The 13,195-nt window shown below is 38.4% G+C and carries 12 protein-coding genes; 8 read left to right on the top strand and 4 right to left on the bottom strand.

Annotated features, from left to right (window positions below; genetic code table 11):
• Positions 1-160 precede the first annotated feature (160 nt).
• The 6 genes from B4B65_RS05195 (at position 161) to B4B65_RS05170 (ending at position 7,765) form a co-directional block, all read left to right on the top strand.
• Positions 161-1,018 (top strand): universal stress protein, encoded by an 858-nt coding sequence (locus tag B4B65_RS05195; RefSeq protein ID WP_293914002.1) that lies wholly within the window; start codon positions 161-163, stop codon positions 1,016-1,018.
• Positions 1,015-1,866 (top strand): universal stress protein, encoded by an 852-nt coding sequence (locus B4B65_RS05190; RefSeq protein WP_293914000.1) that lies wholly within the window; start codon positions 1,015-1,017, stop codon positions 1,864-1,866. The genes B4B65_RS05195 and B4B65_RS05190 overlap by 4 nt, the downstream gene beginning before the upstream one ends.
• A gap of 252 nt (positions 1,867-2,118) precedes the next feature.
• Complete coding sequence (locus tag B4B65_RS05185) at positions 2,119-3,441, top strand: OmpA family protein (protein WP_201678140.1); 1,323 nt, start codon at positions 2,119-2,121, stop codon at positions 3,439-3,441.
• Positions 3,442-3,591: 150 nt separating this feature from the next.
• Positions 3,592-4,908: an OmpA family protein gene (locus B4B65_RS05180; protein WP_293913996.1), complete on the top strand. Its 1,317-nt coding sequence runs from the start codon at positions 3,592-3,594 to the stop codon at positions 4,906-4,908.
• Between the two features lie 178 nt (positions 4,909-5,086).
• Positions 5,087-6,898, top strand: coding sequence for a DEAD/DEAH box helicase (locus B4B65_RS05175; RefSeq protein WP_201678138.1), 1,812 nt, complete (start codon positions 5,087-5,089; stop codon positions 6,896-6,898).
• 165 nt (positions 6,899-7,063) lie between these two features.
• Positions 7,064-7,765 (top strand): class I SAM-dependent methyltransferase, encoded by a 702-nt coding sequence (locus tag B4B65_RS05170; protein WP_293913994.1) that lies wholly within the window; start codon positions 7,064-7,066, stop codon positions 7,763-7,765.
• Between the two features lie 40 nt (positions 7,766-7,805).
• Here B4B65_RS05170 and rlmB read toward each other — a convergent pair whose 3' ends face one another.
• The 4 genes from rlmB to B4B65_RS05150 all read right to left on the bottom strand — a co-directional run bounded on the left by rlmB (position 7,806) and on the right by B4B65_RS05150 (position 11,807).
• Positions 7,806-8,585, bottom strand: a complete 780-nt coding sequence (gene rlmB / locus B4B65_RS05165; protein ID WP_293913992.1) for a 23S rRNA (guanosine(2251)-2'-O)-methyltransferase RlmB — start codon at positions 8,583-8,585, stop codon at positions 7,806-7,808.
• A 46-nt stretch (positions 8,586-8,631) separates the two neighbouring features.
• Positions 8,632-10,422 (bottom strand): DNA polymerase III subunit gamma/tau, encoded by a 1,791-nt coding sequence (locus B4B65_RS05160; RefSeq protein ID WP_293913990.1) that lies wholly within the window; start codon positions 10,420-10,422, stop codon positions 8,632-8,634.
• Between the two features lie 103 nt (positions 10,423-10,525).
• Entirely contained in the window at positions 10,526-10,972 is a 447-nt protein-coding gene (locus tag B4B65_RS05155) for a lipocalin family protein (protein ID WP_293913988.1), read from the bottom strand.
• A gap of 115 nt (positions 10,973-11,087) precedes the next feature.
• Entirely contained in the window at positions 11,088-11,807 is a 720-nt protein-coding gene (locus B4B65_RS05150) for an MIP family channel protein (RefSeq protein WP_201678134.1), read from the bottom strand.
• 272 nt (positions 11,808-12,079) lie between these two features.
• On the opposite strand from B4B65_RS05150, the gene B4B65_RS05145 reads away from it, so the two are divergent.
• Positions 12,080-12,508, top strand: coding sequence for a hypothetical protein (locus B4B65_RS05145; protein ID WP_293913986.1), 429 nt, complete (start codon positions 12,080-12,082; stop codon positions 12,506-12,508).
• Between the two features lie 160 nt (positions 12,509-12,668).
• Positions 12,669-13,172, top strand: coding sequence for a DinB family protein (locus B4B65_RS05140; RefSeq protein ID WP_293913984.1), 504 nt, complete (start codon positions 12,669-12,671; stop codon positions 13,170-13,172).
• The last annotated feature ends 23 nt before the right edge of the window (positions 13,173-13,195 follow it).

The following is a 13,195-nucleotide window of genomic DNA, read 5'->3' as shown; positions in this document are numbered from 1 at the left end:
CATTTTGAGATACAGAAAACTTCATTATACTTACTTAAGTTTTCTGAAACGATTTGATCTGATATCTGTTATTAGTCCGTATAGTAAAAACTATATTACTGATTAAAAAGTAACCTCAGATAAAGATTAGCCTATCGAAAGAAATATTAAAAACTGTAAAATGAAAAAAACGCTTTTAGTTCCTACAGATTTCTCTAACAATTCCCTTTATGCCGCAAAATATGCGTCAAAGCTGGCTATTGAACGGGATTATTCTATACACCTTATTCATTATTATACAACAGCTTCATCATCTTTTCCAACAGAGGAATTGAGTAAAGAGTTTGAGAACAGTGCAATATTGAAAGCCGACATAACTATTCTGGAGTTTGAGAGAAAATTACAGGAAGAATTTCCTTCCGTGCATTATACTCACCGCACCTCCAGAGGATTACTGAAAGAAGATCTCCCGCTGGAAGCCAGAAAAGAAGGTTATGAAGCCATTGTAATGGGTACTAAAGGACTCGGAGACAATGATAGTGCGCTATGGGGTAGTAATACATCTGCTATCGCATCAAAATCACCAATTCCTTTGCTCGCAATTCCTGCTTATTATACTGTATTCAAAACAAATAGAATTGGATTGCTCACCAACTTTAAAGAAGATGAACTTCACACCCTGAATGAATTCACTGACACCTTTGGTGAAATTAACGCACTCGATCTTATCCATGTGTATCAGGAAAATGAACAGGAAACAACTGTCATACAAAAGATCGAAGCCTGGAAATCCAGGATTTTTCAGCAACTCGCTATAGAGAATATTAATTATTATATTGATAAAGAACAAAAAGATAAAGAGGATCTGGATACAGTGCCCGAAGTTATCCATAAACTGGTAGAACAACATGCTCCGGATATTGTACTGATCACCAAATCAAGAAAATCATTTTTCAAACGTCTGTTTTATCCATCAGTGTCTAAAGCAGTCGTTCTGGATATTAACAAACCCTCGTATTTCTCAAAATTATCATTATGAATAAACCACTTTTAGTTCCTGTAGATTTTTCAGAGAATGCACAGACAGCAGTTTCTTATGCAGCTCAGATAGCGGATATATCCAAACGTGATGTGCATGTGATACACATCATGACGGAACACACAAACAGATTTGCGAATGCCACATGGAACAAGGATCTTATGGAACCGCTTATCAAAGAAGCATTGGCACAGCTTGATACATTTTTACTACCTGTAAAAGACAACCATCCGGAAATTACATTTACAACAGCTATCCGAGACGGCGTGTTGACCGATCAGCTGCTGGATGAGGCCAAAGGAGAAAAATACGCTGCAATCGTAATGGGAACAAAAGGTTCCTCCGGATTAGATTCTGTATTTATAGGCAGTAATGCTTATGATGTGATCAAAACCACAGAAACACCAGTGTTAATTGTACCAAAGCATAGTGAAGCATTGCAACTCAATAATATTGCGTTGCTCTGTAATTTTAAAGACGGAGAGCTGGAAGTGTTAAAACAAGCAGTGAGTCTGTTTGGAAATAAGTTTCATCTGCAGCTTGTACACATTAATCGTACAGACGAAGATGTAGAGACCGTAGATCAGAAATTGAGAATGTGGATCGACAGAATTATTCAGGAAACAAAGATTGATGATATTTCTTATATTGTCAAATCACCGGCATATTTCTATCGGAATAAAGAAACTATTGCACACGCCATCCAGCAGATTCTTATTGACGAATCCGTAGATTTACTGTTAGTAACAAAAGGAAGAAAGAACTTTTTCCGTTATATTTTTTCTGAAAACATTACTAAAGAACTTGCTTTCCAGAGTAAAATCCCCAATCTTTTTGCCCGAATATAAGATTTTTATTTTCGAACAATCTGCTCAGAATTACAAAAAAATATACAGCCCAGCTGCTAAAATGTCCCGATTTCGGGACATTTTAAGTACAGGGATAACCTGTAGACATCTCTCTACAATTAAATACACAGAACACTGATAATAAATAAGTTAAAATAACAAAAGCGTATTATCTGATTATAGTTTGGCAAATGAATTGCACAATACATTCCAATAACAAACATTATTACAAATTCATTTAAAACGCACTATATGAAAATTAATTACAAAAAAGCAGCAATGTTCGCCGCAGCAGGATTATTAACAACTGCATCATTCGCTCAGGAACACAACACAAAAACTATTGAAGGTACTACCCCGTTTGGTTCTACTTCTCAATACCGTACGTGGTCAATTGGTGTGAATGCAGGTGTACTGAATCAAGGTAATATCTTTGGTTTCAACCGTAAAGGTTATGATGATTTAGATCATAATGTTGGATACAGTGCTTATATCAAGAAACAAATCTCTCCTTCTTTCGGTTTGAAAGCACAATATATGGGAGGTAAAGTTGGTGGTGCTTACAAAGATGGTACGCAGTCATTCGAAACAAAAACTCCTTGGTCAGCAGCTTTATCCGGAGAGTTCACATTAGCGAACACAAACTTCAGATTTTTCAACAGTATCATCAAACCTTACTTTGCGATTGGTTTAGGTGCATTGAATTTTGAACCAACTACTACAGTAGGAGGAACAGCAACTACTCAGGATTCACAAACTAAACTTTTTGTTCCTGCAGATTTCGGATTGAAATTCGCAATTGCTAAAGGAGTTAATCTGGATCTAGGTTACCAATTAAACTGGGCTAATCAGGATTTCGATGGCGGAACAGCAGGTACTTATAAAAACGATCTGTTCTCATATGCTCACGCAGGTTTGGAATTCTCATTGGGTAGTCCTTCAAAACCAGCATTAAGCAACAGTAACCCTGTAGCAACTCTGGTAAATGATTACACTGCTAAATACGATCAGCTGAAAGCAGAACGTGAAGCATTAGTAGCAGCTAACAATGCACTTAAATCTCAGGTAGATCAGTTAAATTCAGATCTTAAAGATGATGACGGTGACGGTGTAGCTAACAAATATGACAAATGTCCTAATACACCTTCAGGAACTAAAGTAGACGGATCAGGATGTCCTCTTCCAGTTGCTGAAACTAAAGTTGTAGAGAAAATTGTAGTTACAGAAGAAGATAGAAAAGTAGTAGACGAAGCTATTAAAAACCTTGAGTTTGATCTTGGTAAATCTACTATCCGCTCTACTTCATACCCAAGTCTTGATCGTGTAGCTGCTTTATTAATCGAGAAAAACTTCAGCCTGAAATTAGCTGGTCACACAGATAACACAGGTTCTATGAAAACAAATCTTAGATTATCTAAAGAACGTGCAGAAGCTGTAAAAGCATATTTATCAGGTAAAGGTGCTAATCCTTCCCGTATCGAAGCAACAGGTTATGGTCCAAACCAACCAATCGCTTCTAATGCTACAGCAGAAGGTCGTCAGCAAAACCGTCGTGTAGAATTTACATTATATTAGTAGATAAACTAATCTTTAAAAAAAGTTAAGGCTAGCGGAAATCCGCTAGCCTTTCTTTTTTAAATTTAAAATGTAAACAAAATACTACAACGTTGCAAGAAAAAATAAAGTTATTTTATTACATTTGCAGAAAATTTTAATACTCGTTTTATGAAATTAAATTTAAAATCAGCAGCAGTATTCACTATTGCCGGATTATTAACAAGTACTTCATTTGCACAGAGCGCAGCTACTGTTGAAGGAACAACACCATTCGGATCTACTTCTGAATACCGTACATGGTCTTTTGGTGTCAATGCAGGTGTATTAAACCTTAGCAATGTGTTTGGCGTAAATAGCAGAGGATACAATTCACTGGAAAACAACATCGGATACAGTGCTTATATCAAAAAACAAATTTCACCTTCATTTGGGTTAAAAGCACAGTATTTAGGCGGAAAAGTTGCCGGAAAAACGGAAGACGGATCACGCTCTTACGAAACGAAGACACCTTGGTCAGCAGCTTTATCAGGAGAATTCACACTTGCCAATACTAATTTCAGATTTTTAAACAGTATTATTAAACCTTATTTTGCTCTTGGTATCGGTGCCTTGAATTTTGAGCCAACTACAAAAGCTGGTAACACAGAAACGACACATGACTCCAAAACAAAATTATTTGTTCCTGCAGATTTCGGATTTAAATTCGCTATTTCTAAAGGTGTTAATCTGGATCTGGGATATCAGTTAAACTGGGCTAATCAGGACTTCGACGGAGCACGTGTAGGAACGATCAAACATGACCTGTTCTCATACGCACATGCAGGTGTTGAATTTGCATTAGGAAGTTCTTCAAAACCAGCATTGAGCAACAGCAATCCTGTAGCTACCTTAGTCAATGATTATACCGCTAAATACGATCAGTTAAAAGCTGAACGTGAAGCATTAGTAGCAGCTAACAATGCACTTAAATCTCAGGTAGATCAGTTAAATGCTGATTTGAAAGATGATGATGGTGATGGTGTAGCTAACAAATACGACAAATGTCCTAATACACCTTCAGGAACTAAAGTAGACGGAGCAGGATGTCCTCTTCCTGTTGCGGAAACTAAAGTGGTAGAAAAAATCGTTGTTACGGAAGCAGACAAAAAAGTAGTTGATGAAGCCATTAAAGATCTGGAATTCGATCTTGGTAAATCTACGATCCGTCCTACTTCTTACCCAAGTCTTGACCGCGTAGCTTCCTTATTAATCGAGAAAAACTTCAGCCTGAAATTAGCGGGTCACACCGACAATACAGGATCTATGCAAACGAATCTTAGATTATCTAAAGAACGTGCGGAAGCTGTAAAAGCATACTTAACAAGCAAAGGTGCTAATCCTTCCCGTATCGAGGCAACAGGTTATGGTCCAAACCAACCTATCGCTACTAACGCTACTGCAGAAGGTCGTCAGCAAAACCGTCGTGTAGAATTCACATTATATTAACAGACGATTTAAGTCTCAGGAATACCTATTACAGGCCCTATGCAGCAGCATAGGGCCTGTTTAGTTTTTAAGTACTTCATTTCAAAATAATTAACATTTAATAATAATTGTTTTTATCAATTATTATTTCTATCTTTGCACCGCCTTAGGCAATTGAGCCTATTGTATAAATTATTTCATGAACCCATTTTTAGAACTGGGAATCCGTCATGAAGTTGTTAATGCCATCTCTGAGTTAGGTTTCGAAAAACCTTCTCCTATTCAGGAAAAAGCCATTCCTGTTTTACTGACTGGTAACGACGATTTTGTCGGATTAGCCCAAACTGGCACAGGAAAGACCGCGGCATTTGGTCTTCCATTATTAGAACAATTAGACTTTTCTCAAAAACATCCTCAAGCGTTGGTATTATGTCCAACACGTGAACTTTGTTTGCAAATTGCGAAAGATTTAGAAAAATTTGCGAAATACATCGATGATGTACATGTAGTAGCGGTATACGGAGGTGCAAATATCTCTGACCAACTACGTCAGATCCGTCGTGGTGTACAAATCGTAGTAGCGACTCCTGGTCGTATGCTTGATATCATTGGCCGTAATGCCATTGATTTCTCCAATGTAAAATATGTTGTATTAGATGAAGCGGATGAAATGCTTAATATGGGCTTTCAGGAAGACATCAACAATATATTGTCAGAAACTCCGGAAGAGAAAAAAACCTGGTTATTTTCTGCAACAATGCCTAGAGAGGTACGTCGTATAGCTCAAAATTATATGACTGATCCTGTGGAATTGACTGTTGGTACCAAAAATACAGGTAATGCCAATATCGAGCACCACTATTACCTGATCAGAGCAAAAGATAAGTATGCAGCATTCAAACGTATCGTTGATTCCAATCCTGAAATCTTCGGTATTGTATTCTGCCGTACTAAGATCGAAACGCAAGAAATTGCTGAAGCGCTTATCAAAGATGGTTATAATGCAGATTCATTGCATGGTGACCTTTCACAACAACAACGTGATAAAGTTATGAAACGTTACCGTGACCGTAGCTTACAATTGTTGATCGCAACAGACGTAGCTGCCCGTGGTATTGACGTTAATGACGTAACACACGTTATCAACTTCTCCCTGCCGGATGAAGTAGAGAATTACACTCACCGTTCAGGCCGTACAGCCCGTGCAGGTAAAACAGGTATCTCTCTTTCATTGGTAAATGTGAAAGAATTAAGCAAAATTCGTCACATTGAGAAAATCATTGGTAAATCTTTCGAAAGAAAGCAAGTTCCTCAAGGAGCTGAAGTTTGTGAAAAACAATTATTCTCAATCGTAAGCAAAATTGAGAATGTAGAAGTCAATGATGATCAGATTACTCCATTCCTTCCTACTATCATGGAAAACCTGGAGGCTCTTTCAAAAGAAGACATCATCAAAAGATTTGCTTCATTAGAATTCAACAGATTCCTGGATTATTATAAAAATGCTCCGGATCTAAACATAGAAGCACGTGACAACGAACGCGGAGAACGTGGCGACAGACGTGATGATCGTTCACGTGGTGGTTCTAAAGGATATACACGCCTTTTCATGAACTTAGGTTCAGTAGACGAATTCACACGTGGAGATATGTTAGGATTTATCTGTAACAACGCTAAAATTTCCGGCAAATCGATCGGTAAAATCGATCTTAAAGGAGTGTTCACATTCTTTGAAGTACAGGATGAAGAAGTAGAGAAAGTATTCTCTGGATTCCAGAATGTAGATTTCAACGGACGTAATGTACGCATTGAAGTTTCAGGCGAAGGCAGAAGCGAAAGTCGTGGTGGCGGAAGAAGTCGTGGTGGAGACCGTGGCGGAAGACGTGAAGGCGGATATCGTGGTGGCGAGCGCAGAAGCGGTGGTGAAAGACGTGATCGTCGTGATGGAGGAAATGGCGGTGGCTTCCGTGATTTTTCCGGAAAACGCAAAGAATCCAAAAGTAAATATTAACTAGTATAGTTATTCCATTTTCTAAGGCTGAGTAAATTACTCAGCCTTTTTTATTTGCCTTCCACCCTCCCGGAAAATTATTTTACCGATCGAAAGAAAAAATATACTAAGCAGGTACTTTTTCAAGTTTATTTTATAAATTGAATTCGAATTAGAACCACAACCATGTATAGACTTGATGTAATCAACAAGATCATTCAAAAACATAATGCAAAGATATATTTAGAAATTGGCGTACAGACCGGAGCTGTTATCTCAAAGGTAAACTGTAACCGTAAAATAGGGGTTGACCCCGAGTTTTTATTTCGCCCTTCAATGAAAGCCAAACGCCTATTAGGCATTTATAAATTTGAAACATATGAAATGCCGAGTGATCAGTTCTTTGAGACAAAAGCCCAAAGTGTACTTAAACATGGTGTAGATGTTGTCCTTGTAGATGGACTTCATACTTATCAGCAGGCAAAAAAAGATGTAGAAAATAGTCTGAAGTACCTCAATGAAGGCGGAGTTATCATTATGCATGATTGTAACCCACTCAATGCTGCCGCAGGATATGCCATCCGTGAACACTTCAGTGAAGTAACAGATAAAGTCAAAAACTGGGACTTGCCTGGCTGGCAGGGACAATGGAATGGCGATGTATGGAAGACCGTAGCAGACCTGATCGTTACACGCCCTGATCTGAATGTATTCACTTTAGATATGGATTATGGACTCGGAGTAGTGACCAGAGGTAAACAGCAGATCTCGCATTCCTTTACAATAGCGGATATTGAGACTGGAGATTTTGATTTCTTTGACCACAACAGAGAACAACTGATCAATCTGAAGCACCCTAAATACTTTTTTGATTTTTTCAACCTGTAAATAAAAAACGGGGCCTTTTCAATAAAGACCCCGTTTTTATTTATTTTGTTATCTGTCGTTGACGAATGGCTTCATACAGAACCACTCCTGCAGATACAGACACATTCAATGACCCTATCTCGCCAAACATTGGAATCTTTGCCAAATGATCTGAAATACGTATCAGGTCATCTGAGACGCCTACATCTTCTGCTCCCATAATGATACAGGTCGGAGCAGTATAATCTACACTATAGATACTTTCTTCTGTTTTTTCGGTACTGACAACCAGCTGTATACCGGAGTCAATCAAAAATTTACCGACTTTTCCCAGGTTATCATGACGACATACCGGAATCTTATATAAAGCGCCTGCAGAAGTTTTAATAGCATCCGAATTGATTTCCGCAGATCCTTTTTTAGGTACAATAATCGCATGTACTCCTGAACATTCAGCTGTCCGCGCAATAGCACCCAGATTACGTACGTCCGTTACGCCATCCAGCATCAATATCAGTGGAGTTTCTCCTTTTTCATATATCTCAGGAATAAGATCTTCTATCTTCTGATAAGTGATTGGTGAAATAACAGCGATTACACCCTGATGATTTTTACGGGTAATACGGTTCAGTTTTTCGATAGGTACTTGTTGAAAACCAATCTCATGTTCCTTGATCAGGGATTTCAATTCTAAAAATAAACTTCCCCCCAACCCTCGCTGCACAAACAAAGACTCGATCTCTTTGCCGCTATCAATGGCTTCTATAACTGCACGAATACCGAAAACCATTTGATTGGTCTCCCGCTTTTCATTTCTGTCGTGTCTTTGAAAATTTTGCATATGATGAAGAATATTTCTGTTTTAAAATGTATGTAGATATTGCTACCTAACTCAATCCGAGATTAAACGTTTGGCGCAATGTTTCCAGATTTGGGTTCTTGGCGACCATAGCCTGATATTTTTCCTGTGATGTGTAAGGTTTGCGAGAAACCTGATGCTCAATCATGACTCCTTTAACATCAAGTGAGAAATTCTGAAGTTCCACACGTAAAAAGTTAAGCATATCAATTTTAGCTGAGGTCAGTACATCCATCTGAATTGCATTCTCCACCTCTACTTCGATCAGATTATTAGGCTGAAGCTTTGGAGGAGCTGATGTCATCAGCGTATACAGGTTGATTTTATTTTCAGCTTTCAAACGCTCCGCAAATTCATTCCATTTTTGTAAAAACTCATTAAGCGTAACCTCCCGGTATGCCTCGCCTTTGACCAGAGAAGGACCTTCATTTTCTTCGGCCGGCTTCTCTTCAAAGATAGTATTCAGATTAGGAATCGAGACCCCGACCTTAACAGCTCCCCAGCCTTTTTTACCGGAGTCTGCAAGCTTTGGAGGATGGTTTTCTACGGGTTTTGCAGGGGAAGGAGCAGCTTTTACTTCTGCAGGTGCGGGTACAGCTACAGGAGTAACAACGGGAGCAGGTGCACTTGCCGGTTCTGAAACCGGAGCAGCTACCGCTGAATCAAGTCGTTTTTTTTTTACTTCAGCAGATCCTGAAAGCGCACCGTTTTGGCTCATTTGAATAGCAGTCGCTATATGGCACATTTTGAGCAAGGCCAGCTCGACCTGTAAACGCTGGTTCTTACTGGTTTTATAATTTATCTCACACTGATTGGAGATATTTAATGCGGATAATAATAATCCTGAAGAAACTTTCTGCGACTGCTCAAGATATCTTTTTTTGATATTATCACTTACATCAAGCAGCTTTAATGTAGCCGGCTCTTTTGTGACCAGCAGATTACGCAGATGCGAGGAAAGTCCGCCAATAAAGTGGTTTCCGTCAAACCCTCTGTTAAGTACCTGATCAAAAATAAGCAAGGACTCAGCAGCTTCCTCCTGCAGGATAGCGTCCGTCAGTTTAAAATAATAATCGTAGTCTAATATATTCAGATTGTCGATGACAGATTGATAAGAAATCTGTTTGTTCGAAAAACTAACAATCTGATCAAACATCGAAAGTGCATCTCTAAGTCCTCCATCTGCCTTTTGAGCAATAATATGAAGACCATCCAGATCATATGTCACCGCTTCCTTCTCGGCAATACCTGCCAGATGCTGAGCCATATCTTCTACACGGATTCTGTTAAAATCAAAAATCTGACAACGTGATAAAATAGTGGGAAGAATCTTATGCTTCTCTGTAGTTGCAAGGATAAAAATTGCGTAAGAAGGTGGCTCTTCCAATGTTTTCAGAAAAGCATTGAATGCCTGCTGAGACAACATGTGCACCTCATCAATAATATAGATTTTATATTTTCCGGACTGTGGAGGAATCCGAACCTGATCAATCAGATTACGAATATCATCTACTGAATTATTAGAGGCAGCATCCAGTTCATGAATACTGAAAGAATTACCGTTCTGGAAAGATTTACAACTGTCACATACACCACAGGCTTCTACTTCACTGGTGATATGCTCACAATTTATTGTCTTTGCCAAAATACGCGCACAAGTCGTCTTTCCCACACCCCTGGGACCACAAAACAAAAATGCCTGCGCCAACTGATTGTTGTGAATAGCATTCTTTAAGGTACCTGTGATGTGTTGCTGACCGACTACCGAATCAAAGGTGACCGGGCGATATTTACGAGCAGAAACAATAAAATTATCCATTGCACGAAGATACGCATTTTGCAAGTTTGCCGCAATACAAAAAAGTAATCCGGATTTTGTATTCTACAATTCCGTTTTGGCGAATTCTCAAAACATCTCCCTCTTATTCTATACGTTTATAACGTTCTCCGCAGCCTTCAAAGCAGAGATAAGAAATAGTAAGTATGTCTCCTTTTATTTCAAAGGTCAATTCGCTGGGTGCATTTTCCATCACAGCGCATGAAAAGATCACCAGTCTGTTTTTATTTCCTGAGGTCTCCGATTTATCCAATATCTTATAAGTGGAGGTTGCGTTATTGTCCGAATTTATAGAGACCGTGCAAAGATCACCATTCTGCACTTCTACAGTACCGTTAGCTTTAAATGTAAGTTGCTTTTTACTGTCTACCGCTCCGTATTTTCCGGATCCGTCACCAGGATCAGCATACACTTCGACTAACTTCCAGCGTCCTGTGATGCCAATATTTTCAGAACCCTTGGATGAATCTTTTTTACAGGCCATTAATAGCAGAGCAATCGTGGCAAAAAAAGCAAATTTCACTGTTTTCATAATTTAGCAGATTATCTTAATACACAACGTTATAGATCAAAAAAAAGCTACAGAATATTCAAAAAAATAGCCCTATCTTACAGGACAGGGCTACTTATAAAGTAAAAATAATAGCTTACTTAGGTTCGCTGTATAAAGCTCTCCATACGACAGCAGCCACTATTGCTCCAACTACCGGTGCCAGAATAAACAACCATAGTTGCTGTAATGCTACTCCCCCGGCTAAAAGAGCGGGTCCAAAACTTCGTGCAGGATTCACTGATGTACCCGTGATCGGAATAGCTACCAAATGGATCAACACCAAAGTAAGACCTATAGCGAGTCCGGCCATGGTACTGTTTCCAACTTTAGAAGTTGTGGCCAGAATAACAAATAAGAATAAAAAGGTCAATACAGCTTCTGTTAAAAAAGCCGCTGTTGTTCCATATTCATTCTGATAGCCTTTTCCCCATCCGTTAGAGCCATAAGCCCACTCTCCTGCCGAAAATCCGGCCAACTGACCGCTTAAAATCTGCTGCAGAACAAAAGCTCCTAATAATGCTCCGATCAGCTGAGCAATTATATAGACTACCGCATCTTTTGCAGAAATCTTACCCGCGACTAAAACACCTATTGTGACTGCCGGATTAATATGACAGCCGCTTATCCCCCCAATTGCATATGCAAACACGACCACAGAAAGGCCAAATGCAAATGAAATACCCAAAAGTCCCAATCCTGACAATCCTGCTATGGTACTGGCACCTGCTACCGCTGCTGCGCCACATCCAAATAGTACTAAGCCAAATGTACCGATTAATTCAGCTACAAATTTTGTTGAGGTTTTAATTTCCATAAATATTAATATTGGTTAACACACTGGTTCACAGCAAAAATCACACCTAAACCTATTCATAATTTCAGATTTTTAACTGTTGTCATTTTTTATCTACAAGCACGATTCTGAACAGAGATAATTTATGTAAATCTTTCGCCGCTTTTCACCGACAAAACCACCTGTTTTACCGAGTTATTTACCACATTGATCTAATGTCTGTTTCACAAAACAGCAAAGGCACCTACCTTTGAATCAAACAATTAACAATGACAACTAAAAATATTAATCATATGAAAACAATTATCAAAACCTTCGCAACCGCATTACTTCTGATCACGTCATTCAGCTCTTTTGCTAACGTAAATCCGGATCCGTTAAAAAACATGAACTCCATGGCAATTATCAAGACATTTCTGGAAGCCTCTGCTCTGGGACAAGCAACACTGAATGAAGAGCTGCTAGCCAAAGACTTTCAGTATTATAATGCTTCCTCTCCGGATCTTACGTACAATAAAAAACAATACAGTGAATTTCTTAAATCCACAAAAGGACTAAAATACAATTGTAAAACATCCTATCAGATTCTGGATGAAAGCGGCAACCACTGTGTAGCAAAAGTTATTATGAAATTTGAAAATTTTACAAGGGTAGATTATATTACCTTAAACCACAGCACAGATAGCTGGAAAGTTAGCAAAGTGGTATCTACCTTTCCATAATTATAATACGACTACTTTTTAGATTTTTTACTATAGGGCCTGCGTGAATTGCGCAGGCTTTTTTGTGGCAGACAATTTTCCTGTATTATTTATTGTCTTATGGCAAGTAAAAATATTAAGGTTATTCCCGACCTTTAACAGGTATTAAAAACCATATGTTATGAATTTAAATGATCAGGTAACTAAAAGTATAGAGTATATTTTTGGACAATTCCATCAATCTTTGCAGACAACAGAAGAAACTCAACTAAACAGTATTCCTTTTGAAGACAGCTGGACTATCGGACAGACTGCAGATCATATTATTATATGTAGCAGTGGTATCCCGGATGAACATACTCAGGTATCGGAACGCTCCTTTGATCAGTATATAGCTGTGTTGAAAGGAATGTTTCTAAACATGGATCTCAAATTTAAAGCAGATCCTTCTCTCCTCCCCCGTAAAAAACTATATACTAAAAATGAGCTTCTAACAGAAATAGATGTCAATAGATCAAACTTATTAAAAAGTATTGAATCCACGGATCTTACTGTAATATGCACAGACATGGCATTTCCGCAAGTGGGTTATTTAACACGCTATGAATGGCTTAGCTTTATAGGTTATCACACACAAAGACATCTTATACAGATCGAAAACATAAAAGACAAGTTAAATAGCTAACCATTTATAATTCACTACTTGTC

Source organism: Sphingobacterium sp. UBA5789, assembly GCF_002418355.1.
Classification (GTDB): Bacteria; Bacteroidota; Bacteroidia; order Sphingobacteriales; family Sphingobacteriaceae; genus Sphingobacterium.
The sequence above is the reverse complement of the archived record's forward strand: the minus strand, read 5'-3'. Positions and strand labels throughout refer to the sequence as shown.